Below are 26,270 nucleotides of genomic sequence, written 5' to 3'. Positions count from 1 at the left end.
GTGAATAGTTGCAAAAATACCGTTATACTTGAATAATATGACTACATACTATGAGAAGTGAGGTTTGATGATGATTCAACATTTCAGTTTTAAACCACTATTTGAAAACACGCAACTACCTGGGTGGGCTATTTCATTTTTTTATCAACGAGAACGATACCAAGCGGAGTATTTAAAGGACGGTACGATTGAGTGGATAGGAGCCATTCCATCAGACGAGGAGGTTGTTAAAAAAATGATACATGAGCTTATGCTGTTTCATGTATATGATTAAGTTGGATAGTCAATTTTTCGTTGTGATCCCGTATAAAAATACCTATATTTACTATTAATAACACGTCATTTAAGCTAATTATGTTGAATCCTGTTGAAATTTGTATATTTTTCTTATACATTTATGATATCAGCTTAATAGTAAATGTTTTTTATGCAGGGGGCCATTTCAATGAGTAAAGTCACACTTTCGGATGACTTAAATAGCTATAATTCAAAAGCATTAATTCGTGTAAAAGTAAAAGAATTTTTTTCAGAATTTTCCGCCAAAATATTCGAATTAGCGGATGAGGCGGGTGCTGTTAATAGTAAGAAGTTCGAGGAACTTTCTGGCTATAAAAGCGACTTTTACAATGAGTATTGCAGTCAACTAAAGGGCTTTTTTGATTCTTCTACTAGCTCTTTCGGCAAGAAATCGATTAAAACGTTCTATTTAACGTATAATAATAAGAACTATGTTTTAACACAACAAGGCATAACGGAAAAAGCACCTGTATCTATCGCACCGTTTACAGGTGAAATACCTTTAAAGGAAACGGTTCATGATGTTGAAAAAGCGTGTTTAAAATTACGCTTCCAGCAAGAATAAATAGGGCAAACAATTTAGAAAGGGGGAGTCTCAAATGATGATTGAGACTCCCCCTTTACTATAAAAAATAATTCATTTAAAAAAATCCGCAAGCTAAAGCACTCTTGAGATTTTTGACGTGTCGTATTATATGAGATGCAAAATGCTTCTTTCCCTAAACAAACTATCTTTGATCTTTCTAAAGTTAGCATATAGCCATGGTAATTACAATCTTTTGGTATTTGAATCTAGTTACATTTTTTCAAAAGATCCATGAAAAACAAGTGAAAAAGTTGTTGTCAATATTTGTGTTTTTCTTTTAAATAATTTATGATTGAAACATCCAACAATTTTTTAAATCATAGGAGGTGTACACTTTGTTTACTTCCCTCATTCGGGCGGGAACAAAGGAATTATTTGGACGGAGACATATTGGAGATAACCATTAGGTTGGCGGCATTCGCCCTACTAATTATAATGACTGGATTTTTCGTTGCAACTGAATTTGCAATCGTAAAAGTGAGATCTACCCGCATTGATCAATTGCTCGCGGAAGGGCATAAAAAAGCGAAAAATGCAAAACGTGTTGTTTCAGATTTAGATGAGTACTTATCTGCATGCCAGCTAGGTATTACCATCACTGCACTTGGTTTAGGTTGGTTAGGTGAACCTACATTTGAAATCATTTTGCACCCAGTGTTTGAATTTCTAAATTTGAATGGTAGTATTACATCTATCCTTTCATTCATACTTGCATTCTCAATCGTTACGTTTATGCATGTTGTTATTGGGGAATTGGCGCCAAAAACATTAGCCATCCAAAAAGCAGAATTTGTCACATTAAACTTTTCTGGCCCATTAATTATCTTCCACAATATTACGTATCCCATCATTAAGCTATTAAATGGCTCTGCCCGTGGTTTAACAGGTCTTTTTGGCTTAAAGATGATGTCAGAATCAGAAGTGGCTCATACAGAGGAAGAGCTGCGTATGATTTTATCGGATAGTTTAAAAGGTGGAGAAATTAATAACTCAGAATATGAATATGTTAACAGTATTTTCGAGTTCTCTGATCGTCTTGCAAAAGAAATTATGGTTCCTCGAACTGAAATTGTCGGCATAGAAAAAGAGCTAACAATTAAAGAAGTGTTTGATTTAATGGGTGTTGAGCAATATACTCGTTATCCAATTCTGGATGGAGATAAAGATCATATTATTGGCTTAGTTAACATGAAGCATTTATTAACCGCTTACATTAAAGATCCTAAAAATGGTGATAAGCCTGTCATTGATTATATGCAGCCTATTATTCGAGTGATGGAAACAACGCAAATTAACGATCTATTACTAAAAATTCAACGTGAACGTATTCATATGGCCATTTTAATGGATGAATATGGCGGAACATCTGGTTTAGTGACGATTGAAGATATTATTGAGGAAATTGTCGGCGATATTCAAGATGAATTTGATGAAGACGAAATCCCGGAAGTACAAGAAATTGCAGAAAATCATTTTATTTTAGATGCTAAGATGCTTCTTGAAAATGTAAATGATATGCTTGGTACTGACATAGAAGATGATGATATTGATACTATCGGTGGTTGGTTCATGACGAAGCGTTTTGATGCGGTCGAAGGTGACAGTATTCAAGAGCAAGGTTTTGAATTTATCGCAAAAGAATTAGATGGTCACCATATTTTATACTTAGAAGTTCTGAAATTACCTAACAGTGATTTATCAAATGAATATGACGCGGTCATTGACTAAAATTGATTTGAATTGCCATACTTGTCGTGGTACTATTAGAAGCACGCTTGTATAATCCAGGCTATAAATATGGTCTTTTCTTCACACCTTATATAGGTGGGAGCAACGACCGTAATAAATAGATGAAAACGACTCCCTTTTTAAAAGGGGGTCGTTTTCTAATGTCCGAAAGTTTTGCGAGGAGGAAACAAAATGGAGCTCTATACAAATTTACGTCAAGGGGAAAAAGGTGCATGGCTATCCATTGGTACATATCTAATCCTAAGCTCTGCTAAGCTTACAATAGGCTACATTGGTACATCTGAGGCCTTAAAAGCAGATGGTTTAAATAACACAACTGATATCATTGCTTCCATCGCAGTACTGGTTGGTTTACGCATTGCCCAAAGACCACCTGATTCCAACCATCAATACGGGCATTTACGAGCTGAGACTGTTGCCTCTTTAGTCGCATCGTTCATTATGCTTGTTGTCGGTCTCCAAGTATTAGTTAGTTCCTTAAAAAGCTTATGGGAGCCCACTGGTACGACACCCTCACTGTTAACTGCCTATGTAGCAATGGGTAGTGCAGTTGTCATGTATGTGGTTTACCGCTATAATTTGGCACTATCTAAAAAAATTAAAAGCGCCGCTGTTAAAGCAGCTGCTTTTGACAATCGTTCTGATGCACTTGTCAGCATCGGGACAGCCATTGGTATTTTTGGAGCCATTTTCGGCTTTCCAATCATTGATTCACTGACAGCTCTCATTGTTGCCTTTTTAATTATTAAAACAGCAGTAGAAATTTTTTGGGAAGCTGTTCAAAGTCTTACAGATGCATTTGATATTGATGAAGTTGAAACGTTATCGGTCTTAATCCGTAACGTGGACGGGGTAATGGAACTTTTAGACTTTAAAGGACGTGCCCATGGCAATATGTACTTCATCGACGTAACTGTCACAGTAGATCCTTATTTAAATGTCTTTGAAAGTCATCGCATAACCGAAGAAATCGAACATACCATTATGCGTGAAAATCGCTTTTGTCAAGTTCTTGTGCATATTGAGCCACATATCATTCCTCCACAAAACAAAGATAAGTCTCCTACCAATTGATTGGGTAGGAGACTTTTTTTATTTAATAGCTATATAAATATCCACTTGTGAATCATGTGGATTAGCGCATCGTTCATCATACAGTTCAAAGTCGCCTGTATATGTTCGTTCAACTTTAGAATTTGCAAACCATGCCCAAATCTCTTGCCAAGTTTGAATGACAACTTCAGGCATCACGCCTTTATCAGATGTAAAAACTAGATACTTAGCTGCTGGAATCATTTTTACTACTAAATCGGTTTGAATGTCATCATTATTTACTTCTACTCCGAGTGTAAGAGTATAATTACCATTCACATCCGTCTCATAGTCTGAATACAAACCATAGACATGACCATTTTTTTGCTCGGCTATTTGGTCCGTAATATTTTGCTGATAAAAGTGATCCCATAATTGCGGAATTTTAGCTTGCTCTGTTATTTCATTGGCATTACTTGTTTGAGTTGAAATACCTACGATTTTAAATGCGTTTAATTCAACTATTTTTGGTTCCCGCCACTCACTTTTTCTCCATCGTTTTAAATTTGGCAAAAAGGAAGTCAGCATATTACGTGCCTCATTTTCTGGCATACCATCTTGCATAAGATGCGGTACACAAATTTCAATCATTTCGTCTACTGTTAACTGGGGTTGTTTAAACTCGCCTCCCTCGTAACAATATGTACAATAATCCTGACTTTTTTCCCCTTCTTTTTCAGTACCCAATAATGCCTCTTCTACTAAAGGCATACCACAGCTTTGACAATATCTTTGCATCGTCATTCCACCTTTCGCTTTATTTGTACTTACTATAGCAAAGGAAACCTGACAACTGTCTGTCATCAATTATCTAGATTTTTATATAATTGAACAATTTCTAAAGCTCGTTTTTGAATGATATCTCTTATATAAAGTGGTGCCATAATTTTAATGCGGTGCCCAAAGCTTAACAAGAATCCATAAAGCCATTCATCTTCGGGTATAGATATATGAATCATAGATTGTTCATGGTCTATATGTTCTGCACCAAAGGATTCCTCCACCAATGTTGTAATGTCTTTATCAAAAGAAATGACCAAATCGACTACGTTTTGCGGTCGATGCCATTCTTTACCCCAAGGGAGTTCACTTAAATTCACTTCCTTACGCTCGAAGGTAGAATCAGCTTGAAACAAATGTTTCATTCTCGCAAGCTTAAATAAACGAAAGTCCTTTCTTAATGTACAATAGCCATACAAATACCACATCTTCCCTTTTTGAACAATTGTATGTGGTTCGACTATTCGGCTTGTCTGCTCACCATAAGTAGTAGAATAATGAAAGCTTATACAACGATTATTCTCTATAGCTGTCTTAAGCATCGTAATATGCTCTTTAAAGAGAGCATTTGGTCCCCATGGACTAAGATCAACAAATAGATGGTCCATTGATTGTTTTACATGATCATCAGCAATACTCGTTATTTTCTCGAGCACTGCTTCAGCGTGGGAATCTTCATAGGTAGTCAAAGCACTTTTAATCGCAATAGAAAGCGACGTGAGCTCATCCTTCGTCAAAACTTGCTTATCAACGCGATAACCATCGATTAAACTAATGCCACCGTTTACGCCTTGCTGACTAATAACAGGTACACCAGCACAGCTCAATGTTTCAATATCTCGATAAATGGTACGAATCGAAACATTAAATAACTCTGCTAATTCCTGTGCCTTAACCTTTTTACGGTTGATTAATATCATAGTCATGGTTAGAAGTCTCTCTAATTTCATGGTAAAATCTCCTTTCTTGCCATCCCATTATTCCTATATATACTGCTATTTTAATTAATAACCTATCTTTTTAAGTATTTTTTAAGTACTTTTTGAGTATTTTTTAAGACAAATGTACTATAATAACGCCTAATTATTGTTACAACAATTATACTATTTTAACAATAAAAGAAAAAAGAAGGCTTATGCCCATATACAACTTTCATTAACAATACTATGTTGTTTCATTTTTGTATAAGAATAGTTTGATTTTAACGCCTAAGCAATTATTTCAATTCTCTTAACACAACATAAAAAACTTTTATCTTCTATATAATGAACGGCGAAATTTTCTTTGAATGGATTTGACGCGATATGACAAACACATCGGGATTCATTGACTCTCACCCGTGAAAGAACTACAACATAAATTGCTTTTTTCTGGCATCAAATTTTTAATATTGAGTGATTTTCACTTTTCTTGCCCTTCACTATATATAGGAAGCCTTTTCACCCAAAATGAACTAGAGTTTAATGTTTTTAATTTAATTGTATAAAGGAGAGTTTGATGTGATTCGAGCCGTTTTAATAGACAATGAACCGTTAGCTTTACATTATTTTCAAAATAAACTACATGCCTTTCAACAAATTCAGGTGATTCAAACCTTTACAAGCGTAGAAGTATTTCTGAATGAACTACCAACTATGGAATTTGAGGCTATCTTTTTAGAAGTAAAACTTCAAGAATTATCAGGACTTGAAGTTGCTGATATTATCAAAACGGAACGTCCACAAGTCAGTGTAATTTTCATTACCTCCTATCATGAATTTGCATTACAAGCCTATGAAATTGGCAGTCTCGACTATGTATTAAAGCCTATCAGTCATGCACGTTTAGAAAAAACTGTAGCCCGTATTGAGCATGAATTTTCAATTCAGCAAATGCTTCAACAAGCTACACAAACTGTATTAAATGTACAATGCTTCGATCAATTTGCCGTCTATAGTAACAATAGTTTAGTGGCATTTAAAACAGAAAAGACAAAAGAATTGTTTGCTTATTTTATTTTGCATCCAAATATACCGATTCATCGAGATTATTTAATTGAAATTCTATGGCCAGATTTAGATTATGTACGGGCCAAATCAAATCTTCATACAGCTCTATCTTATTTAAGGAAAACGCTAAATACAATTGGCTACGAAAACTGTATTGTCTTTTCAAATAAATACTATATCTTTGAAAAGCCAAATATCGTATGTGATTTATACGATTTTCAAAAACTTCATGAAGATTTTTCAAGACTTGAATTTCCCTCTATTTCTTTGATCAATCAATGTCTTTCTATTTATAAGAATGGCTTATTTGTTTTTGATGATTATGAATGGTCAACTGCCTATAAAGATAAATTAATGAAATCATACATAGAGCTATTAGAAAAAGGGTTTCAAACAACGGTCTTTTCAGATACTGAAAGAGCTATGGAATTTTTACATGCATTAATAGAGTATGATCCCTATAATGAACAAAAACTTGAGCACTATTTATATACGTTAATACAGGCAGGGCTTCATGAACAGGCACTCAAAATTTTTCAAACATATACACAAAAACTAGAGGAAGATTTAGCACTAACGCCAAGTTCTACATTATTAGAGATATCTAAAAAATTATTTGTTCAACATAAATAATGTAAAAAACGGCGAGTGCTTCTATGTGAGTAGAAGCTCGCCGTTTATTTACATCCCACTACCTTCAGTTAGCCCGTGCTTAACAGCATACAGCGCTGCCTGTGTACGGTCTTGTACTTGAAGTTTTGTAAAAATATTCGAAATATGGGTTTTCACTGTTTTTTCTGTGACAAAGAGTGAGGATGCAATTTCCCGATTACTCTTTCCTTTTGTAAGCTCTGCTAGCACATCCTGCTCACGAGGTGTCAGCGGATTTAATAAATGGGGTGCATTCTGAGACTCCTGACGATCCATTTCAAGCGTTGTCGTTGCTTCAGGATGTAGAGTGTTTTCACCACGCATAATACGACGAATGGATAAAACCAATTCATCTGGCTCAATATCTTTTAACTGATAGCCTGCCGCTCCTGCCTCCATTGCTGGAACCACATGATCCCGATCAGAAAAGCTAGTAAGCATTAAAATTTCTATTTGTGGAAACTTCGCTTTGATGCGTTTAGTCGCCTGAATGCCATCCATTTCAGGCATGACTAAATCCATTAAGATAATATCTGGTTGAATGCTTTCTGCCAATGCAACAGCTTCGTGCCCGTTTTTTGCCTCTCCAACAACCTCAATATCCTTTTGTGTCTTTAAAAAAAACAGTAGTCCTCTACGTACTACGTGATGATCGTCTGCAATTAATACACGTATCATGTCCTCTCCCCCTTAATATGGCAAGCGGATTAGCAGCTCCGTACCTTTGCCAATTTCACTTACCCAGTCGGCAGTTCCACCCACTGATTTTGCACGATCCTTGATAGATTGTAAGCCCATCGAAAGCAACTTTGTATTATTGTCAATGACAAAGCCTCGTCCCTCATCACGAATAACCAACAAAATATCTGTTGATGTAACAGTAATATACAATGCTGCCTCTAATACACCTGCATGGCGACGTACATTATTTAACGCCTCTTGGGCTACGCGAAATAATGTTTCTTCAATACGTGAGGGAAATTGCAATACGCCTGAAACTGTAACATGTAGTTTTAAGCCAAGCATTTCAGCGTATACTTTCATGGCCTCAAGTAAACCATTTTCTAATCCTTTAGGTCGCAATTGCCAAATTAACGCACGCATCTCTGTAAGTGCGTCTTGTGTTAAATGCTGAATTTCTTTAAATGTTTCTTTCACTTCGTAATCATCCGTCATTTCAATGCCAGCCCTAGCTGTTAACGTAACCGAGAAGAGTAGTTGATTGACTGAATCGTGTAAATCACGGGCTAGGCGATTACGTTCCTTCACAAGTGCCATTTCCTGCTCCTGCTTTGTCAGTAAAATTCGCTTAATAGCTGAACCCATCTGAAAGGCAACTGATTCTAATAAAGCAAGCTCCTCCTCTGAAAAGCGCACTGTATCCTTAGACGCGACATTTAATACGCCAAAACGTTCTTGTCCAGATTGAAGGGGTACTGTCGCATGATGCGTGATGCCTTCATGATCCCCAACATTTGCGGCTATGGCACTTTCAATACGCTGACACTCGATAATATTAGAGGCTTTTTTTAGCTCTTCATTACGATAACGCGATACACACCAACAACCGCCCTTTTTTAAATAATGGCAATTGTTATATTCCAATGCCTCTGGTAGATTTTCATGGACAACAAGTTCTGAACGCCCCTTTGCATCAATAAAAAAAATCCAACCTGTTTCAAAATTGGTGCCATTTAAAAACTTGATGAGCGCACCTTTTAGCATTGTGACAATTTCAGTTTCTTCATTTAATAGTTCAGCAATTTCTTTTAAAATACTGATATTGGAATGCTCATTCTCCCTCACGAAAACACACCTCTTCTTTAGCATTACTATTGTTAATGATACCATTAAGCTATTGAAAGCGTCTGCTTCCACCGTTCATACTTTAGACTGAAATTCATCATATACCTTATTTTGTGTAAGTTGATTTACATATAAAACTAGAACCACTATAATCGAACAAGGACATGGTTTATGAAGGGAAGATTGAATATGTCTAAAAAAGAAGAAAATGGCTTATTATTTATTTGGATTGTTTCTGCTATAGCAACGTTAGGTTCATTATATTTTTCTGAGATTCGTCATTATGAACCTTGTAAATTATGTTGGATTCAACGTATTTTTATGTACCCAATTGTTATTATGACGACAGTAGCATTTATACAAAAAAATGCGCGTATTGCTGTCACAACAGCTGTATTTTCTGTGATTGGCGGCTGTATTTCACTTTATCATTACGGAATTCAAAAGCTTAGCTTTTTAGCTGAAAATGCTCCCTCCTGTGGCGCAGTTTCTTGTACAGGACAATATATTAATTGGTTAGGCTTTATTACTATTCCGTTTTTAGCATTAACTGCATTTATTTTAATCGCAGGGGCAAGCTTTTATTTAATAAAAGCTTCTAAAGCTGCAAAATAATCGGAAGACCGTGTTCTACCTTTGGAATACGGTTTTTTCTACGGAGGAAGATCTATGTTTCATTATGAAATTGCTGAAGATAACTTAAGTGTGGAAGAATTGCTACGTAATCAGTGGCGACTTGGTAAAAAACTCGTTCATGAATTGCGTATGGCCAAAGCCATCACATTGGCAAATGATGAGCTGATTCAATGGAATACACCTTTACAAACTGGAACAATAATCAAATTTACGTTTCCTGTTCCAACTTCTAGCTACAAACCAACACCTGTATGTGCTATTGATGTAGTCTATGAGGATGACCATTGTTTAATCGTATCGAAGCCAAAAGGTATGGCAACACATCCTAATGATGCTCGTGATACACATACATGTATGAACCATGTTATGGCACATATCAAAGAACAAGGTGGCATTTATGCTGAACATGTTCATCGTCTTGATAAAGGGACACAGGGCCTATTACTAGTAGCAAAGCACCCTTTAGCAAAGTCCATTTTCGATCGAATGATTGAAGAAAAAACCATTATTCGTACGTATGCAGCAGAGGTGCAAGGTAATTTACGAACGTCTTCGGGAACGATTGCTGAACCAATTGGCAAAGACCGACACCATGCCACAAGACGTGTTGTGTCCAAAACTGGACAGCATGCTGTAACACACTATGAAGTGGTGGCACGTTACAAAAATTCCTGTGTCGTTCATCTCATACTTGAGACTGGGCGAACACATCAGATTCGTGTGCATTTAGCCTATATCGGCCATCCAATTATTGGAGATACAATGTATGGTGCACGAGAAACAGCAAATGATGACTACGAACTGCATGCCATTCAATTAGAATTTGACCATCCTTTTTTAAATCAACGTATTATTGTCAAGGACGAGCAATAAGAAAAATCCCGCCTCTATTGGAGTGCGGGATTTACTCTTTTTTAAAAATCAAATTTAAAATGATCAGGATCTTGTCCAAATCGTTGGTTACGATTTAATGTTGCCATTTTCTCCATTTGATCTTGGGTTAATTCAAAATCAAAAATCTGTGCGTTTTCCTCAATTCGGCTCAGTGTTACGGATTTGGGAATAACGAGTGTATCATTTTGTAAATGCCAACGCAGTACCACCTGAGCAGGGGTTTTATCGATTTCTTTCCCAATCTCAATAATGGTAGGATCAGCAAGTACACCACCACGTCCTAGTGGAGACCATGCAGTAACAGCAATTTGATGCTCACTACAAAATGCGCTTAATGGCTTCTGTTGTAAATATGGGTGTACCTCCACTTGATTAACCATTGGTGCAGTATTTGCCTTAGCCAATATTCTTTCTAAATGATGCTCATGATGATTCGATACACCTGTTGCGCGAATTAATTTTTCATCGTAAAGGCGCTCAATAGCTCGATATGTTTCTTCAAATGTTTCAGGGACAGCCCAATGTGTTAAATATAAATCTAGGTAATCCATATTTAAATTCTTTAGCGAAACCTCAAAAGCACGTAATGTTGCATCATATCCTTGGTCATTATTCCATACTTTTGTTGTAACAAAAATATCTTCACGACGAATGCCTGAATGACGAATAGCTTCTCCTACCTCTACCTCATTCCCATATAAGGATGCTGTGTCAATAGCTCGATAACCGTATTGAAGTGCTTTATCAATAGCCTGTAATGTTTCCTCACGTTCTGTCATTTTGTAAACACCTAAGCCAAAACGAGGCATTTCTACACCATTTGATAATGTTTTCGTTGATTGTAAATTCAAAAAGCACAACCCCTTTCTTATCCTAGTTCCATTATACAAAAAATTGGATTTAAGAAAAATAAAGCGGCTGGTTTATAAACTACTTTTTCTTCTGTTCAACATCTTCCAATTGAATTGGATCAGCGATTCGCTCATCCTCCGCAAGCTCTAGACCATCACGTAAATGCTCCATCTGCTTGCCCAAATCTTTTAATTCTTTCATATCTCTCACCATTGTCCCGTTTTCAATATTTGGCACCTTTTTTTCCATACTAATCACCTCACTTTTAGTTTTCCCGATATCAAGCTGTTTGAACCATTTCTGACATATTTTATTCTGCTATGTCGTTTCATTTTTAAAGTAGATAGGCTATACTAAAAAGAGATTTCTTTATAACATGAGGAGGGTTACTTCCATGAAATTATTATTAATCATTGGTGTAACAGTTGCTTTCTTAACAGCTATTTTCACTGCTGGATACGAAGGCGACTACAAAGCTGACAAATAATAGTTCAAGAAAATCACTAAGCTTTTAGAAAAGCTTAGTGATTTTCTTTTTTTGTGGAACAATAGAAATACTTGACTTTCCTTTATTTTTAAAATAAACTAACTTACATAAAGTAACTTAATGAAGAAAGATAACTATTTGGAGGTATTCTATATGCATTTTCATGAAAAACCTAACACATATGTAACGAATGTTGAAATAAAAGTGAGTGATTTACACCGCTCTTTAACCTTTTATCAAGAAATTATTGGCTTTAAAGTGTTACAACAAGATTCACATAAAGCTACGTTAACTGCCGATGGTGAAACAGCTCTATTAACTATAGTTCAGCCTAAAACCGTGGAAGATAAGCTTAGCATGACGACAGGACTTTATCACTTCGCCCTATTATTACCCAGTCGACGTGACTTAGCTAATGTCATTTCTCATTTTCGCGAAAAAAGTGTTTATCTTGGGGCTTCTGATCATGCTGTAAGTGAAGCACTCTATTTAAATGATCCTGATCATAATGGAATCGAGATTTATTCAGATCGTCCTGAAAGTGAATGGGCATGGCATAACAATCAGGTGCATATGGTGACAGAACCACTCAATATTCGTTCTATTTTAGAAGAGGGCGATGGAAACTGGCTTGGTCTGCCTGCTGGCACAGTAATGGGTCATATTCATTTATCGGTCTCCAACTTGGCTGAAGCTGAGCAATTTTATACAAAGGGATTAGGTTATGATATTGTCACACGCTATGGGTCCCAAGCATTATTTATTTCTACAGGCCGTTACCATCATCATATCGGCTTAAATACTTGGCACTCAGAGAATGCACCAAAGCTTGGAGAAAATCAAGTTGGCTTAAAAACGTTCTCATTACGTTTAGATAACGAAGAACAAGCGGCAACTATGATAGATAATCTTCGTGGTATAGGTGCACCTGTTACAGAAATCGTCGGAGGGTTCCAAACAGAGGATCCTGCGGGAAATGTTATATTATTAAAGTTATAGAATGAAAAAAGCAGTTCTCACAAGCGGAGAACTGCTTTTTAATGTAAACCTGGATATCCTTGTTGACGTAATGCCTCATAGATAACAATCGCAGCCGTATTGGACAAATTAAGTGATCGCACATGATCACTTTGTGGAATACGTAAGCACATATCTCGGCGTTCATAAGCAAAGTCCTTCGGCAAACCTGTAGTTTCTTTTCCGAACATAAAATAAATATCTCGGTCTTGATTACTAAAATCATTTTTCGTAAACGGCTCATCACTGTATGTTTCGATTAAATAAACATCTCCGTTTTTAGAGTACTCTATAAAATCCTCAAGTGAATCATGATAGACAATATTTACACTATGCCAATAATCTAAGCCCGCTCGTTTCAGCATTTTATCATCCGTAGAAAAACCTAGCGGACGAATTAAATGGAGCGATGTATTAGTACCCGCACAGGTACGTGCAATATTCCCCGTATTGGCTGGTATTTCTGGTTGATATAAAACGATATGCAATGGCATAACGACACACTTCCTTATTAAATATTTCTTTAAGTTAGCTCTTTTTAGAGTTTAACGAAGTCTGACTTTTTTGGATCGGTTGTTCTCCCGGGGTGAGCAGGCTTCTTTTTTTAGAAGCGGCTCTTCTCTCATGTTGAGCGGATCCCTCTTCTTTTAGAGCGGCTCTTCTCTCGGGGTGAGCGGATCTCTCTTCTTTTAGAGCGGATTTCTCTTCTATTGGAGCGACTCTTCTCTCAGATTGAGCGGCTTCATCTTCTTTTAGAGCGGCTTCTCTCACGGTTTGAGCGGGCTTCCCTTATTTTGGAGCGGCTCTTCCCCCAGTTTGAGCGGCTCTCTCTTCTTTTAGAGCAGTTCTTCTCTCGGTTTGAGCGGATTCCTCTTCTTTTGGAGCGACTCTTCTCCCAATCGTAGGGACTCCAATCAATTGATTTCATTCCTACATTGAACTGTAGTTAACCAATTGTCCCAAGATCCAATCTTACTTAAAAAACTGCAACCCTTTATAAATTTCACTTAGCACTTCTTCGTCCTGCTCTGTAGCTTCTGCTTCATGTAAGGCAGTTTGTGCAGTATCTCCGCCAATCTTACCCAAAGCCCATGCGGCTGTGCCTCGAATGACAGGACGGTCATCTTTATGAAGTAGAGCAATCAAATCTGGTATGGCGGCTTCCTCTTTAAAATGAGCAAGTGCCAAGATGGCATTACGCTGGATAGGCTTTTTTCCACGCCATGAGCCTGAAACATGACCAAATCTCCCCTTAAATTCCCGATTAGTAATCGTTAAAAGCGGTGTCAATAATGGTTTGGCTAGCTCTGGATCTGGTATAAATTCTTCATGAATCCAATTAATTTTCCCTTTATTTTTAGGACATACTGTCTGGCATGTATCACAGCCATAGAGTCGATTACCGATATGACTACGAAACTCATCTGGTAATGTACCCTTCGTTTGAGTCAGAAAAGCAATACAACGCTGTGCATCCAATTGTCCACCTTGAATTAAGGCTCCCGTTGGACAAACATCCAAGCACAGTCGACAATCTCCGCATTCATCCTCCATTGGCTTATCTGGCGCAAATGGAATATTTGTAATGAGCTCTCCTAAATACACATAGGAACCAAATTCAGGCGTTATAATCGAGCAATTTTTTCCGCTCCACCCAATGCCTGCACGTTCAGCTACCGCCCGATCTACAAGGGCTCCTGTATCAACCATTGATTCAATACGTACACCTTTGACATGTTCCTCAAGCCAAGTGGATAATAGCTTTAAACGCTCACGTAATGCTGTATGATAATCGACACCCCATGAAGCACGGCAGAAAATTCCACGTCGCGCACCCCTTTTACCAATTGGTGCATTTTGCATACGTGAAGGGTAAGCCACAGCTATCGCTACAATACTCTCTGCTTCATCTAGTAATTGAAGGGGTTCTGTACGTTTTTGAATATCACTTTCTTCAAATCCAGACTGATAGCCAAGCTCCTGCTGGCGACGCAATCTGTTTTTTAATTCTGTAAAGGGAGCTGCTGTTGTAAAACCTATTTTATCAACACCAATGGACATCGCATATGCCACAAAATCACGTTGCAGGTCGTGTATGTTCATTTTATTTCCAACTCCTTACATGGTACAATATTAGAAATAGATAAAGTAGGTGATGTTTATTGGAAATTTCCATTAACCCAACTCTATTAGCACAACATCCCGAGCTAAAAATCGGCATTATTCATTATACCAAAATTGTTGTAGCAGAATCCCCTCAAATGATTAAAGGGCGTATGCAATTGTATCAGGAAAATCTTTTTCTTGAAATGCAGGAACTTCCTGTAACACAGCGTGAGGGGATCGCAGAATGGCGACAAATTTGGAAAAAGCTTGGTGCTGATCCAAATCGCTATCGTCACTCAGCAGAAAGCCTTATGCGTCGAATTAGTAAGCAAAACTATTTAACGCCAATTCATTCAGGTGTTGATTTAAATAATTTCTTTTCACTTCAATATGAAATGCCAATTGGGCTATATGATGTTGCTCAAATCAAAGGGTTTGTAACAATTGATCTTGGTCATGACGAGATTGGTTATGAAGGTTTGAATGGGCGCTTTAACACATTAGAAAATATTCTGTATAGTCGTGATGAGGTAGGAGCATTTGGCTCACCTTTTGTTGATTCTAAACGCACAGCTGTCACAGAGGAAACAACTGATGCGTTACATATTTTTTATTTCCGCCCTTCCTTAACAAATGATGCAGCGAATGAACTGCTAGCGTCAGCTGGGAAAATGTTTAATCAAATTCATGGCGGACATTATCAAATCGCAATTATATCAAATGATGTACCATCTATAACACTATAAAAAGGACGTGTTTTCGTGATTAATCTTGCAGAAGCTGTTAAACTAAAAAGTATTTTAGGAAAGAAAACTCAAGAGCTAGTAAACGAACTACATCGCAGTGCCTTTGTAACAGTTGAAAAGGGTCAAGCTCCTAAAACAAGTAATCGAGCACTCCCCCTTATTGAAGCTGACTTAGCCCAAGTTCGTCTAGATACTCGTACATTAGACCGCCTCGTTTACGAAGCAAACATCCAAAACACAGTAGACTTTAAAGGTCAAAAGCTAGCACTAGTAGAAGCCATCGAACTAGCCACACAACTTCGTGCCGAGGCTGATATGTGTAAAGATTTCAGTATGCGAGAAAAAGAGAGTGTAAGATTTGGCTATGGCGAAAATACAATGTTATATGAAATCGCTTTGTATGAGCCAGATGAATATAGAGAACGAGCTACAAAGCTTGAAAAAGATGCACATAAGCTATCTAATCTTATTAATTCAAAAAATTACAGTATTCAAATTAACTTTGACGATTCCCGTTATTTCTAGACTCGGGACGGTGAGACTCCAACCCGAGTTGGATGTGCTGTTTTCAAATCTAGCTTTTCAGCTAATTAGTTAAAAACCAATAACAAGTTACCTGTTACTGTATGACCGATGACTAATGACCAACTATAAGCAATGGCCATACTCAAAACAACTTGATTCCATTTGAAAACGCCATCCAGGGCTCTCCTACATTTATGTATGGAGAGCTTTTTTAAGTTGTTCAAAGGGATAATTTGGATGACTAGTTTGCCCCTTTCAAGGACAAAATGGAAGTATCTATAGGAAAGGGGTCATACTATGACACAGCAAGATGATGCAACACATGAGCAAGATATGACATTGACCAACAGACAGGGACATCCAATTACCAACAATCAAAATTTGCGAACAGTCGGTAATAGAGGTCCTGCAACATTGGAAAATTATGATTTTCTAGAAAAAATGAGTCATTTTGACAGAGAGCGAGTTCCAGAACGGGTTGTGCATGCTCGTGGAGCTGGAGCACATGGGTATTTTGAAACCTATGGTGTTGTTGGCAATGAACCTATCTCTAAGTATACACGTGCAAAAGTCTTTCAGGATAAAGGGAAAAAAACACCTGTCTTTGTGCGTTTTTCAACTGTTATACATGGTGGTCACTCCCCAGAAACATTGCGTGATCCCCGCGGTTTTGCAGTAAAGTTTTATACAGAGGATGGCAATTGGGATTTAGTGGGCAATAATTTAAAGATCTTCTTTATTCGTGATGCGCTCAAATTTCCAGATATGATTCATGCTTTTAAGCCTGATCCCATTACTAATATTCAAAACGTTGAACGTTTTTTTGATTTTTGTGCTAGCTCACCAGAAACCTTCCATATGGTAACATTCGTTTACTCTCCTTGGGGGATTCCAGCAAATTATCGTATGATGCAGGGCTCTGGGGTTAATACGTACAAGTGGGTGAATAATGATGGCAAGGCAGTCCTTGTCAAATATCATTGGGAACCGCTACAAGGTATTAAAAATTTAACACAAAAAGAAGCAGAAGAAATCCAACAGAAAAATTTCAATCATGCTACACAAGATTTATATGATGCTATCGAACGTGGAGACTTCCCTGAATGGGAGCTACATGTTCAAATTATGGAGGATGGTCCACACCCTGAGCTTGATTTTGATCCATTGGATGATACAAAGCTTTGGCCAAACGATCAATTTCCGTGGTATCCAGTTGGAAAAATGGTTTTAAACAAAAACCCTGAAGATTATTTTGCTGAGGTGGAACAGGCTGCTTTCGGAACAGGGGTACTTGTTGATGGCTTAGACTTCTCTGATGATAAAATGTTGCAAGGTCGTACTTTCTCTTATTCTGATACACAACGCCATCGTGTAGGAGCCAACTACTTACAGCTTCCAATTAATGCACCAAAAAAACGTGTAGCGACCAATCAACATGGTGGGCAAATGATGTATAAGCGTGATTTGGCACCTGGACAAAATCCACATATTAATTATGAGCCATCCATGCTGAATGGGTTAAAGGAAGCAGCACAAGCTGGTAAAGAATATACACCTTACATTGAAGGAAATCTTGTTCGTGAATCGATTGATCGTCAAAGTAATACGAAACAGGCTGGTGAAACTTATCGTAACTTTGAACAGTGGGAACGCGATGAACTTCTTGAAAATTTAATACGTGATCTATCGGTCTGTCATGAAGATATTCAAAATGCCATGATTGCTTTGGCACAAGAAGCCGACGAAGAATATGGTCGCTTACTCAAGGAAGGTTTGCACAACGCTAAAAAAGATTCCTCTGCCTCAAAACCACTTGGCAATATCAATGGTGATCAAGCACCTCAAGATGCTATGAATAAAGGACACGATGCTGAGCCTTATTAACAAAGCTAAAAAAGACATTACATTTTTTGTAATGTCTTTACTTTATTGTTTATATGTCTTATACCAATGTTAAGGTTGAATTTCCTTTAATGATTTAAATACTAATTCTTCATCTGAATTCGTAATCGCTCCCGTTACATTTTCTCCCCAATAAAAAAAGCCTTTCCTGATAGACTCCACAGAGTGTCAGCAATACAAATTTAGATGTTTCATCTTCCCTAGCAACACAAATCGAATGAGTAACTTTGATATTCAATTTTTGTGCCTCTAAAATAGAACCTGTTTCCATACATAATTCAGTAGCTGCATTCATTACCTCGGGTGCGACACTTATTAAAATTTGTCCATCCGCAGTAGATAATGCTGCATCTCCACCCCATCCAGAGGGATATCTTTTTTCTGCTAGTGCAACCGCAGCTTCTTACAGTATATTTTCAATATCCATATTTCCTCTTCCTATCATACATGCACACCTGGTAATATTTTTAACACCTTTTCCTGTGCATCTAAAATTGCCTCTGTTCCTAGTGGGATCGCTATATTCGTTGTTTCATGTCCGAACTTAAAACCTGCCACGACTGGAATTCCTAAACCTGCAAAATACTCCTTCATTAACGAATGAAGTGCTTCTTCATCAGATCCTGTTTGTGTAAATAAACCAATGACGACTCCTGCTAATTGCTCAAACTTCCTTGCTTGTTTTAAATGCTGAAGCATTGAGTCAATAACTGGAATGGTTTCATTTACATCCTCTATTAATAAAATCCTACCTTCAGTCCTCACTTCAAATTTGGTACCTAGTGTGCTGACAAGACGATAAAGATTTCCTCCAATCATTTCACCACGTGCGACGCCCCCCGCAATCGTTGTTAACGGAGAAATTGCCTCTGTATACTGAATTTCCATAGGGGAAAATAGCTGTAAAAACATTTTCTTTGATAAATCATCCATCTTATTAGCGGACATAAGCATTGGCCCATGAAATGTCACCATATTGGCATACTCATTAATCGCACAATGTAAATATGTAACATCAGAAAAGCCCCAGAAAATTTTAGGATTTTCTTCTATTAAAGCATAATCAATTTTATCAGCAATTCTGGCAGAGCCATAGCCTCCCTTTACACAGAAGATTGCTTTCACTTCTGGGTTTTTTACCATCTCATGAAAATCAGCTAGTCTTATTTCATCACTTCCTGCCAAATATTCATGTTTTGCATGAATCGTATCACCTACAATATAGCGAAGACCCAATTCGTCCAAAAAAGCTACTGCTTCTCCTAGTTTTTCAGGCTCTACAAGACTTGAAAGTGCAACAACACCGACTAAATCTCCCTCTTGTAAACATGGTACGGTACTTTTCACAGTTATTCCTCCTCTTGTTTTCCTTATTTTAGCATAGCAAAACTACAGAGGCATTGATTATTGCTATACTGACTGCCTATAATTAACTTTACTATTCAATTAATAAAGGGGTTACAGCATCTTGAAAATTCCACCATATCTATTATTAGTACTCGCAACTCTTTTATGGGGTGGTAATTTTGTTATTGGACGTGCCGTTAGTGAAGATATCCCTCCCCTAACATTTGCCTTTTTACGCTGGTGCGTCGCATTTATTATCTTTTTTCCCATTGCATATCACCAATTAAAACGTGAATGGCGGATACTGAAAAGACATTGGTTTATTGTCATCATTCTTTCATTAACAGGGGTTACAGCATTTAACACACTTGTTTACATTGGATTACATTACACTACGTCTATTAATGCATCTTTAATGAACTCTTCTACGCCCATAATGATTTACATACTTTCCTTTATTTTTTTGAAGGAAAAACTATCAAAATTTCAGTTAATAGGGACCGTTTTATCACTGAGTGGAGTTGCCTTTATTATAATGGGTGGCTCTTTTAAAAGGATTGTCGATTTTACTTTCAACAAAGGGGATTTAATTGTAATCGCAGCAGTATTTTGTTGGAGCATATATTCATTGCTCATTAAACAATATGCAACTCGCTTACCAGGGCAGTCTACCTTTCTAGTGACGATTGGACTTGGGGCTACTGTGTTATTCCCTTTTTCTCTCTATGAAACAATGTCTAGTACAACAGCAATTCATTGGGAATGGTCAACCATTGCTGCTATTTTATATGTTGGTATTTTTGCCTCTATCATTGCTTTTCTCTGCTGGAACAGTGGTGTTATACAGCTGGGAGCGAACAAAGCAAGTATTTATTTAAATTTCATTCCTGTTTTCGCCTCCATTTTTGCTATTCTTTTTCTAAGTGAAAATTTACATTCTTTTCAGCTTATAGGTGGACTAGCCGTTGTAGCAGGGGTTATTTTATCAGGAAAAATAAACAAGCAAAGACTTCAATCCTAAGAAGTCTTTGCTTATTTTTGCTAATTCGTACCACCATAAATTATTGTAACATTAGGATGGTTTAATAATTGGCTTGCTGGGAATTCTTCTGTAATATGACCACTTTTCAATTTTTCAATCGCCGCGAGCTTTTTTTCACCAAAGGCAATGAGAACGATTTCCTTTGCCTTCATTATGGAGTGAATGCCCATTGTAATGGCATGTGTTGGTACTTCAGACGGATCATCAAAATAAATAGCATTTTCTGTTCTTGTTGACTCTGTTAACTCCACAATATTCGTCTTGGCATCAAACGATGTGCCTGGTTCATTAAAAGCAATATGTCCATTTACACCGATACCTAGAAGCTGTAAATCAATGCCTCCGGCTTCTTCAATGCGCTTATCATATGCAGCACATTCTTCAGCTAAATTGGCTGCCTGTCCATTTGGCAAATGGACATTTTTCGGCTGTATATCCACAAAATTAAATAAATTCTCATGCATAAATGTAAAGTAGCTTGCCGGACTTGATTGCTCAATGCCTACATACTCATCCAAGTTAAAAGTTTGTATTTCCTTAAAAGATAAATGGCCAGCTTGATGTCGTGCCACTAATTCTTTATACATGCCTACAGGTGATCCACCAGTTGCTAAACCTAAAACACTGTCAGGTTTCTCTTGTATTTGTTTTGAGAAAATAGTAGCTGCCACTTCGCTCATTTCCTCATATGTATTCACTTCTATCCATTTCATTCTCTATACGATACCTACCTTACCATTAATATTATTAACTAATATGTAAAATATTTCACTTTATAGTAGCTAACATATTAATCTTACTAGTTATTTAGCTATTTTTCTATCATTTCCTGCTTCAGTTTATGCGTGTAATCTATGACTATTTCGGTTATGTTATTAATAAGGAAGTGAGGCGATTTTATGAATGAACAGATTCGGCACTATTTACAGTATATTCAATTTCAAGGAACGTTAGAGCCATCTATTCAGCTACTTGGACAACTACAAACTAAACATCTATTAACCATTCCCTATGAAAATTTAGATGTTGCCTTGAACCGTGGTATCTCCTTCGCTATTCCTGATTTATTTCAAAAAATAATTATTGATAAACGTGGTGGCAATTGTTTTGAATTAAATATCTTATTCAGTTGGCTCTTACGAGAGCTTGGCTTTTCTGTCACCAATCGTTATGCCCAGTTTTGGCGCAACGTAGCGGAAAATACCCCTCCACAGGAAATTCCCATGCATCAATTATTGCTAGTGAATGTGAGTGGACAATACTATATCTCAGATGTAGGCGTCGGTGCATTAGCACCCTGTAAACCAGTCCCACTGATTGCTGGCTATCAACACCGTGAAGGTAAAGAGTTATATAAAATAGATTATGATGAAGCGAATGGTTGGATGCTGTTGGAACAAACTAAACATAGTTGGCGTTTGCTTTATAGTTTTCACGATGATGCCAATGATGCAAAATTTGCACCACGACTTTCCAAGCAAAAAAATAAAATTGCTATGATTCGAACCATTGGTGGTCGTCATACCATGATGAACAACGAATTTAGAATCTATGAGGGTTCTTCTTTAACAACCTATACAACACAAAATGAAAAAGAATGGTTACAAGCCCTTCAGCGATTTTTCAATATTACATTACAAGATTAAAAATAAAGCAAGCCTACTATGAAATGTAGGCTTGCTTCCTATTTTTTCATGGTGCGATTAAGCAGTTCAAGCACGACAATATCATTGTGTAACTCTTTCACTAAACCTATTCCATCCACAAAATAATAGGTTTTCACTGTACCATTAATTATGGATTTTTCTTCTAGTATGACCACACCTGAATATTGTACCTCTCCAGCTTGAACAATACCATTGGTCGTTTTAACCGTTACTCGTTTACCTGACGTAACGCCAGTATCATCCTCATGTAAAATAACACCTATCCTAAGTGGTAGCTCCAAATATAAATCATAATGAGTGTTACCATCACGGGCAATGGCTTGACCATATATACGATCATCGCCATATATCAGTTCATTAGGAAAGGCTTGTTCTGAACTTAGATTTTCGACTACCCATACATCATTTTTACCGTCATGGTGATCGAATTGATAGTCTAATGTATAACGTTGATGATCATTTAAAGAATAATAGGCATACGTGTAAATAAAAGCACGATCTTTTAGCAAATCTGGTTTAGATAACGTCATAGCACGTGCTAAAAACGCTGAAAAGTGAGCACGTGTAACAGGTTCATCTGGTTTAAATGTACCGTCATCATAGCCCCTTACTAAATGATTATGAGCTAGGGTTAAAATTTCTTTATATCCTGGTGTTTGTTCTGTTACGTCTGTAAAATAAGCATTCCCAGAACCCTTAAGCTGGAAAGCCCTTTGTAGCACAATAGCCATTTGACCTCTTGTCATTGTTGCATTTGGATGAAATGTATGGACATCATCAAATATACCCGCATTTTGTACCGCTGCGATTTCTTTATAATACTTATGTGCGGTCGTTACATCCTGATAGTTTGGATTCTCTATATTGATTTTATTTAACGCTAAAGCACGAGTTAATATAACAGCTACCTGTGCCTTCGTTACATTTTCATTTGGTTTGAACAGGTTATTTGAATAGCCTTTTACAATTTCCTGATCCACTAAATAATTAATTTCTGTTGATAATGTTTCATCTGCTAAATCTATAAAGCTTGCCGCTTGTGCTTCCTTAGGTAATATGGCAACCGTAATTAGGATCAAACACACTAGTTTCAATAGTTTTTTCATGTTTTCCCTCCTTCCTCGATCCTTTACCCCTCCAAACCATTTCTTACTCTTCAAACAAAAATACCACAACCATAAATTATATGATTGTGGTCATTCCTATTAGTACATAGTATTTGTTAACACGACACCGTCGCTTATTCTAATAATACGGTCTGTGTAAGTAAGCATTTCCTCATCGTGCGTCACCATTAATGTTGTAATATTTAATGTTTTAGTTAATTCTTTTAGTAGCAACATGATTTCCTTGGAGCGCTGGGAATCTAAACTAGCCGTTGGTTCATCAGCAAATAATACTTTCGGTTGATGAATAATAGCACGTGCAATTGCTACACGCTGCTTCTCTCCCCCTGACAAGGAGGAAGGGTAGGCAGTTTTACGATGTTCCATTCCGACTAACTTCAATAGCCGATTGACTTCATATTTCTGTTCATTCTTTTTTAATGGAGATTCAGCCACATCTAGCATTAATAGCAATTGTTCCTCTACTGTCAAAAATGGAACAAGATGAGCAAATTGAAAAACAAAGCCGAATTTACTTGCACGTAATTTTCGTACCTGTTCAGTTTTCATCGTCGTAAGATTCTGCTCTTCAAATAGCACTTGCCCATCTGTTGCTGGTTGTAGTCCAGCAGCAATCGTTAATAATGTACTTTTCCCAGAGCCCGAAGCACCTACCAATGCTGTAATCTCTCCTTCTTTTAAAGAAAAATTGATGCCCTTTAAGATCTCTTCCTCCACTTCACCATTCTTAAACGTTTTTCGTACTTCATCAATTGTAAATAACGTCATGATTAAGCCTCCCCCTGCTGTATTGCTTGTAAAGGTTCAATTTTTTTAATTTGCATTCCTGACAAGGTCGCACCAATAAAGCCTATGAGGAGGAATACAACGGATAACTGTGTTGTAGTGCCTATTGTTAAAGTAAATGGCATCCCTTTAGGAGCAACTATATTAAATAGCTGGCTAAGACTGACAGATACCACAAGTGAAAAGATTGTAATAATAGCCATCTGTGTCCAGATCATTTTAAATAGCTTACTTGTTTTTAATCCGATCGCTTTTAAAATGCCATACAAGCCAATTTTTTGTACATTCATCATGTAGAAGAAAATAGCAAACAACATCCCACTAATCACAACTAAGAACCATATAATCATATTTAAAGATAATTGTTCCGCATTATAACTGGGGATAGTTTTGAGAAACTCTTTATTGCTATATGCTTGCAATCCCTTAATATCATTTGGCTCACTATTTGGTACAAAAATCAACTGTTTATCAGCTACTCGATACATCTCCTGGTAAGCCTCTTCACTAATATAAGCAACGGGAGCATGGCTATATTTTTTTTGCTCTACAAAACCTTTTACAATGAACTTTCCACTGTATTGATTATTCGTTAATATATCTCCAACTTGTATTCCTTTATCTTGTAGTGAGCTATCCAAAAGCACCTCGTCTTGATGCACATTGCTAAAAAGTGAAGATTCCGTTGATGTCACAAAGGCTACACTTTGTTGTTTATCATCCTGATCATTTAAAAAGCCCATCTGGATCGAAAAAGCTACTGCCTCTTTTTCTTTACTTATGACTTTCTGCTGCAGGTGGCTATCGATTCTTGAAAGATTAAACGTGCCATCTGCATCCTCAGCCATATAAAATTGTCCCTTCGGTAAATCCTTAATTAAAGCTGCATTATCCTGTGACAGACCATTTGCTAAACCCGAAATAATAAACGTTAAAAAACTAACTAGGAAGATAATGGAGCCCAAGATTAAAAACCGTACTTTATTCTTCTTCATTTCTTTCCAGGCAAGATTCATCACTAACCCCTCCATTTCTTTAATTACTCCTAGCTTAGAATTGTTAAATGAACAGAGCATGAACTAATCGTTAAAATGTAGAGATCCTATAAAAAGCCGCTCTATAAAGGCATTTTTATCCCATAGAGTGGCTTCTTTTTTGAATCTTATTTATCTTTACTTGCTAAAATCTTTTTTGCTAACAAAATTTCTCCTACTATAAATGAATTGGTATTTTTTATAACAATTATATATTTTATAAAACTTATAGTAAGGTTTGTTTAACAGATTACATAATTCGAGAGGTATATACATGAAAAAATTTTTAAGAATTTCTTTAGTTCTACCCTTGTTATTGTCATAGTGTCTATAGTAGTTTTACTATTATTTAGGACGTAATAATCATAGTAATCTATCTGGAAGTATGGCTGAAAAATCGATCAACATTTAACAAATTGAGGGCAAAGTAGGATCTGTCATCCATCATTCTGCAGCGTTTGCAGCTGGAGATATCATTTCTACTGCAGAAGATTTATAGTTGTTTGACAGAGACTTGCGTAACAACGTATGGATAAGCAAAGAAATATCAGAGCTGATGAGTACTACCCATGTTAAAAAGTTACCATATTAATATGGATATAGTTTGTATACGCAAGATATCCTTTAAATAGCTTTAGATTGCTAATACAGCACAAAATATAACTGACGTAAACGCAACAATAAGACCCATTAAGTCCACCTTTCTTTTATCTATGCTTATATACTTTTTATAATTTTTTACAACAAAAAAAGAATCCTTGATATATCAAGGATTCTTCGTTGTAATGGATACCGGTGGTCGGGGTCGAACCGACACTCCAAAGGAACACGATTTTGAGTCGTGCGCGTCTGCCAATTCCGCCACACCGGCATAATGGAGATAAAAAAAATCGGATAAACCGATTAACAGTTAAAATATGGAGGCGGCAACCGGATTTGAACCGGTGATAAGGGTGTTGCAGACCCGTGCCTTACCACTTGGCTATGCCGCCAGTCATACATGGAGCGGAAGACGAGGTTCGAACTCGCGACCCCCACCTTGGCAAGGTGGTGTTCTACCACTGAACTACTTCCGCAAAAATGGCTGGGGTACTAGGATTCGAACCTAGGCATGACGGAATCAAAATCCGTTGCCTTACCGCTTGGCTATACC

Annotated in this window: 26 protein-coding genes, 3 tRNA genes and 1 pseudogene; 13 read left to right on the top strand and 17 right to left on the bottom strand. The window is 37.0% G+C overall.

Going from position 1 to position 26,270, the window contains the following annotated elements; genetic code table 11:
* Positions 1 to 70: 70 nt before the first annotated feature.
* The 4 genes from HCH28_RS11985 to HCH28_RS11970 all read left to right on the top strand — a co-directional run bounded on the left by HCH28_RS11985 (position 71) and on the right by HCH28_RS11970 (position 3,706).
* Positions 71 to 274 (top strand): YheE family protein, encoded by a 204-nt coding sequence (locus tag HCH28_RS11985; RefSeq protein ID WP_004230813.1) that lies wholly within the window; start codon positions 71 to 73, stop codon positions 272 to 274.
* A gap of 171 nt (positions 275 to 445) precedes the next feature.
* Positions 446 to 862, top strand: coding sequence for a hypothetical protein (locus HCH28_RS11980; RefSeq protein WP_221681127.1), 417 nt, complete (start codon positions 446 to 448; stop codon positions 860 to 862).
* A gap of 429 nt (positions 863 to 1,291) precedes the next feature.
* Positions 1,292 to 2,611 carry a hemolysin family protein gene (locus HCH28_RS11975; protein WP_221681392.1) on the top strand — a complete coding sequence of 440 codons (1,320 nt, stop codon included), beginning with the start codon at positions 1,292 to 1,294 and terminating at the stop codon, positions 2,609 to 2,611.
* 192 nt (positions 2,612 to 2,803) lie between these two features.
* Positions 2,804 to 3,706: a cation diffusion facilitator family transporter gene (locus HCH28_RS11970; protein WP_221681126.1), complete on the top strand. Its 903-nt coding sequence runs from the start codon at positions 2,804 to 2,806 to the stop codon at positions 3,704 to 3,706.
* A gap of 18 nt (positions 3,707 to 3,724) precedes the next feature.
* On the opposite strand, the gene HCH28_RS11965 is transcribed toward HCH28_RS11970, so the two are convergent.
* The gene (locus HCH28_RS11965) at positions 3,725 to 4,462 is read right to left on the bottom strand and encodes an effector binding domain-containing protein (RefSeq protein WP_221681124.1); all 738 of its coding nucleotides are present in this window, start codon (positions 4,460 to 4,462) and stop codon (positions 3,725 to 3,727) included.
* 65 nt (positions 4,463 to 4,527) lie between these two features.
* Complete coding sequence (locus HCH28_RS11960; protein WP_221681119.1) at positions 4,528 to 5,454, bottom strand: helix-turn-helix transcriptional regulator; 927 nt, start codon at positions 5,452 to 5,454, stop codon at positions 4,528 to 4,530.
* Between the two features lie 549 nt (positions 5,455 to 6,003).
* Here HCH28_RS11960 and HCH28_RS11955 point away from each other — a divergent pair.
* The gene (locus HCH28_RS11955; RefSeq protein WP_221681117.1) at positions 6,004 to 7,125 is read left to right on the top strand and encodes a response regulator; all 1,122 of its coding nucleotides are present in this window, start codon (positions 6,004 to 6,006) and stop codon (positions 7,123 to 7,125) included.
* 48 nt (positions 7,126 to 7,173) lie between these two features.
* Here HCH28_RS11955 and HCH28_RS11950 read toward each other — a convergent pair whose 3' ends face one another.
* Positions 7,174 to 7,821, bottom strand: a complete 648-nt coding sequence (locus HCH28_RS11950; protein ID WP_004230823.1) for a response regulator — start codon at positions 7,819 to 7,821, stop codon at positions 7,174 to 7,176.
* Between the two features lie 12 nt (positions 7,822 to 7,833).
* Complete coding sequence (locus HCH28_RS11945) at positions 7,834 to 8,949, bottom strand: GAF domain-containing sensor histidine kinase (protein ID WP_004230825.1); 1,116 nt, start codon at positions 8,947 to 8,949, stop codon at positions 7,834 to 7,836.
* Between the two features lie 189 nt (positions 8,950 to 9,138).
* Between HCH28_RS11945 and HCH28_RS11940 the strand changes: the two genes are divergently transcribed.
* Positions 9,139 to 9,564: a disulfide formation protein C gene (locus tag HCH28_RS11940; protein ID WP_221681116.1), complete on the top strand. Its 426-nt coding sequence runs from the start codon at positions 9,139 to 9,141 to the stop codon at positions 9,562 to 9,564.
* Between the two features lie 54 nt (positions 9,565 to 9,618).
* Positions 9,619 to 10,458 carry an RluA family pseudouridine synthase gene (locus tag HCH28_RS11935; protein WP_221681114.1) on the top strand — a complete coding sequence of 280 codons (840 nt, stop codon included), beginning with the start codon at positions 9,619 to 9,621 and terminating at the stop codon, positions 10,456 to 10,458.
* 41 nt (positions 10,459 to 10,499) lie between these two features.
* On the opposite strand, the gene HCH28_RS11930 is transcribed toward HCH28_RS11935, so the two are convergent.
* Together HCH28_RS11930 and HCH28_RS11925 are read right to left on the bottom strand one after the other, a co-directional pair.
* On the bottom strand, positions 10,500 to 11,330 hold the full coding sequence (locus tag HCH28_RS11930) for an aldo/keto reductase (RefSeq protein ID WP_274770204.1): 831 nt from the start codon (positions 11,328 to 11,330) through the stop codon (positions 10,500 to 10,502).
* A gap of 79 nt (positions 11,331 to 11,409) precedes the next feature.
* Positions 11,410 to 11,580, bottom strand: coding sequence for a hypothetical protein (locus HCH28_RS11925; RefSeq protein ID WP_004230831.1), 171 nt, complete (start codon positions 11,578 to 11,580; stop codon positions 11,410 to 11,412).
* 391 nt (positions 11,581 to 11,971) lie between these two features.
* Between HCH28_RS11925 and HCH28_RS11920 the strand changes: the two genes are divergently transcribed.
* Positions 11,972 to 12,817 (top strand): VOC family protein, encoded by an 846-nt coding sequence (locus HCH28_RS11920; protein ID WP_221681113.1) that lies wholly within the window; start codon positions 11,972 to 11,974, stop codon positions 12,815 to 12,817.
* A gap of 38 nt (positions 12,818 to 12,855) precedes the next feature.
* Here HCH28_RS11920 and trmL read toward each other — a convergent pair whose 3' ends face one another.
* Together trmL and queG are read right to left on the bottom strand one after the other, a co-directional pair.
* Positions 12,856 to 13,329, bottom strand: coding sequence for a tRNA (uridine(34)/cytosine(34)/5-carboxymethylaminomethyluridine(34)-2'-O)-methyltransferase TrmL (gene trmL / locus HCH28_RS11915; protein ID WP_221681111.1), 474 nt, complete (start codon positions 13,327 to 13,329; stop codon positions 12,856 to 12,858).
* A 478-nt stretch (positions 13,330 to 13,807) separates the two neighbouring features.
* On the bottom strand, positions 13,808 to 14,938 hold the full coding sequence (gene queG / locus HCH28_RS11910) for a tRNA epoxyqueuosine(34) reductase QueG (protein ID WP_221681109.1): 1,131 nt from the start codon (positions 14,936 to 14,938) through the stop codon (positions 13,808 to 13,810).
* A 59-nt stretch (positions 14,939 to 14,997) separates the two neighbouring features.
* Between queG and HCH28_RS11905 the strand changes: the two genes are divergently transcribed.
* The 3 genes from HCH28_RS11905 to HCH28_RS11895 all read left to right on the top strand — a co-directional run bounded on the left by HCH28_RS11905 (position 14,998) and on the right by HCH28_RS11895 (position 18,096).
* A complete protein-coding gene (locus tag HCH28_RS11905; RefSeq protein ID WP_221681107.1) occupies positions 14,998 to 15,687 on the top strand; it encodes a B3/B4 domain-containing protein in 690 nt (229 codons plus the stop codon).
* A 15-nt stretch (positions 15,688 to 15,702) separates the two neighbouring features.
* Entirely contained in the window at positions 15,703 to 16,212 is a 510-nt protein-coding gene (locus tag HCH28_RS11900) for a hypothetical protein (protein ID WP_048391820.1), read from the top strand.
* A gap of 297 nt (positions 16,213 to 16,509) precedes the next feature.
* Positions 16,510 to 18,096, top strand: coding sequence for a catalase (locus tag HCH28_RS11895; protein WP_221681106.1), 1,587 nt, complete (start codon positions 16,510 to 16,512; stop codon positions 18,094 to 18,096).
* Positions 18,097 to 18,165: 69 nt separating this feature from the next.
* On the opposite strand, the pseudogene HCH28_RS11890 reads toward HCH28_RS11895, so the two are convergent.
* Both HCH28_RS11890 and HCH28_RS11885 read right to left on the bottom strand, forming a co-directional pair.
* Positions 18,166 to 18,517 (bottom strand): annotated as a pseudogene (locus HCH28_RS11890) (cytidine deaminase); the annotation flags it as partial.
* A gap of 38 nt (positions 18,518 to 18,555) precedes the next feature.
* On the bottom strand, positions 18,556 to 19,461 hold the full coding sequence (locus HCH28_RS11885) for a S66 peptidase family protein (RefSeq protein ID WP_221681105.1): 906 nt from the start codon (positions 19,459 to 19,461) through the stop codon (positions 18,556 to 18,558).
* A 121-nt stretch (positions 19,462 to 19,582) separates the two neighbouring features.
* Here HCH28_RS11885 and HCH28_RS11880 point away from each other — a divergent pair, with 121 nt between their 5' ends.
* Positions 19,583 to 20,482 (top strand): DMT family transporter, encoded by a 900-nt coding sequence (locus HCH28_RS11880; RefSeq protein ID WP_221681103.1) that lies wholly within the window; start codon positions 19,583 to 19,585, stop codon positions 20,480 to 20,482.
* A 20-nt stretch (positions 20,483 to 20,502) separates the two neighbouring features.
* On the opposite strand, the gene nagB is transcribed toward HCH28_RS11880, so the two are convergent.
* The gene (nagB, locus tag HCH28_RS11875) at positions 20,503 to 21,216 is read right to left on the bottom strand and encodes a glucosamine-6-phosphate deaminase (RefSeq protein WP_221681102.1); all 714 of its coding nucleotides are present in this window, start codon (positions 21,214 to 21,216) and stop codon (positions 20,503 to 20,505) included.
* A 186-nt stretch (positions 21,217 to 21,402) separates the two neighbouring features.
* On the opposite strand from nagB, the gene HCH28_RS11870 reads away from it, so the two are divergent.
* On the top strand, positions 21,403 to 22,149 hold the full coding sequence (locus HCH28_RS11870; protein ID WP_221681101.1) for an arylamine N-acetyltransferase family protein: 747 nt from the start codon (positions 21,403 to 21,405) through the stop codon (positions 22,147 to 22,149).
* A 38-nt stretch (positions 22,150 to 22,187) separates the two neighbouring features.
* Here HCH28_RS11870 and HCH28_RS11865 read toward each other — a convergent pair whose 3' ends face one another.
* The 6 genes from HCH28_RS11865 to HCH28_RS11840 all read right to left on the bottom strand — a co-directional run bounded on the left by HCH28_RS11865 (position 22,188) and on the right by HCH28_RS11840 (position 26,193).
* Complete coding sequence (locus tag HCH28_RS11865; RefSeq protein WP_221681100.1) at positions 22,188 to 23,276, bottom strand: S-layer homology domain-containing protein; 1,089 nt, start codon at positions 23,274 to 23,276, stop codon at positions 22,188 to 22,190.
* 99 nt (positions 23,277 to 23,375) lie between these two features.
* Positions 23,376 to 24,065, bottom strand: coding sequence for an ABC transporter ATP-binding protein (locus HCH28_RS11860; RefSeq protein ID WP_221681099.1), 690 nt, complete (start codon positions 24,063 to 24,065; stop codon positions 23,376 to 23,378).
* Positions 24,066 to 24,067: 2 nt separating this feature from the next.
* Positions 24,068 to 25,099, bottom strand: a complete 1,032-nt coding sequence (locus HCH28_RS11855; protein ID WP_221681098.1) for an ABC transporter permease — start codon at positions 25,097 to 25,099, stop codon at positions 24,068 to 24,070.
* 808 nt (positions 25,100 to 25,907) lie between these two features.
* Positions 25,908 to 25,988: transfer RNA gene (locus HCH28_RS11850), tRNA-Leu, on the bottom strand.
* A gap of 47 nt (positions 25,989 to 26,035) precedes the next feature.
* Positions 26,036 to 26,109, bottom strand: a tRNA-Cys gene (locus HCH28_RS11845).
* A 9-nt stretch (positions 26,110 to 26,118) separates the two neighbouring features.
* Positions 26,119 to 26,193: transfer RNA gene (locus tag HCH28_RS11840), tRNA-Gly, on the bottom strand.
* Positions 26,194 to 26,270: the final 77 nt, after the last annotated feature.

It is taken from the genome of Lysinibacillus sp. K60 (assembly GCF_019731275.1).
Lineage (GTDB): Bacteria > Bacillota > Bacilli > Bacillales_A > Planococcaceae > Lysinibacillus > Lysinibacillus capsici.
This window is presented reverse-complemented; position numbering and strand designations above follow the sequence as displayed.

Coding starts and splice junctions, on each gene's coding strand:
- HCH28_RS11985 (WP_004230813.1), top strand. CDS start 71: ATGATTCAACATTTCAGTTTTAAACCACTATTTGAAAACACGCAACTA.
- HCH28_RS11980 (WP_221681127.1), top strand. CDS start 446: ATGAGTAAAGTCACACTTTCGGATGACTTAAATAGCTATAATTCAAAA.
- HCH28_RS11970 (WP_221681126.1), top strand. CDS start 2,804: ATGGAGCTCTATACAAATTTACGTCAAGGGGAAAAAGGTGCATGGCTA.
- HCH28_RS11965 (WP_221681124.1), bottom strand. CDS start 4,462: ATGCAAAGATATTGTCAAAGCTGTGGTATGCCTTTAGTAGAAGAGGCA.
- HCH28_RS11960 (WP_221681119.1), bottom strand. CDS start 5,454: ATGAAATTAGAGAGACTTCTAACCATGACTATGATATTAATCAACCGT.
- HCH28_RS11950 (WP_004230823.1), bottom strand. CDS start 7,821: ATGATACGTGTATTAATTGCAGACGATCATCACGTAGTACGTAGAGGA.
- HCH28_RS11940 (WP_221681116.1), top strand. CDS start 9,139: ATGTCTAAAAAAGAAGAAAATGGCTTATTATTTATTTGGATTGTTTCT.
- HCH28_RS11935 (WP_221681114.1), top strand. CDS start 9,619: ATGTTTCATTATGAAATTGCTGAAGATAACTTAAGTGTGGAAGAATTG.
- HCH28_RS11925 (WP_004230831.1), bottom strand. CDS start 11,580: ATGGAAAAAAAGGTGCCAAATATTGAAAACGGGACAATGGTGAGAGAT.
- HCH28_RS11920 (WP_221681113.1), top strand. CDS start 11,972: ATGCATTTTCATGAAAAACCTAACACATATGTAACGAATGTTGAAATA.
- trmL (WP_221681111.1), bottom strand. CDS start 13,329: ATGCCATTGCATATCGTTTTATATCAACCAGAAATACCAGCCAATACG.
- queG (WP_221681109.1), bottom strand. CDS start 14,938: ATGAACATACACGACCTGCAACGTGATTTTGTGGCATATGCGATGTCC.
- HCH28_RS11895 (WP_221681106.1), top strand. CDS start 16,510: ATGACACAGCAAGATGATGCAACACATGAGCAAGATATGACATTGACC.
- nagB (WP_221681102.1), bottom strand. CDS start 21,216: ATGAAATGGATAGAAGTGAATACATATGAGGAAATGAGCGAAGTGGCA.
- HCH28_RS11870 (WP_221681101.1), top strand. CDS start 21,403: ATGAATGAACAGATTCGGCACTATTTACAGTATATTCAATTTCAAGGA.
- HCH28_RS11865 (WP_221681100.1), bottom strand. CDS start 23,276: ATGAAAAAACTATTGAAACTAGTGTGTTTGATCCTAATTACGGTTGCC.
- HCH28_RS11860 (WP_221681099.1), bottom strand. CDS start 24,065: ATGACGTTATTTACAATTGATGAAGTACGAAAAACGTTTAAGAATGGT.
- HCH28_RS11855 (WP_221681098.1), bottom strand. CDS start 25,099: ATGAATCTTGCCTGGAAAGAAATGAAGAAGAATAAAGTACGGTTTTTA.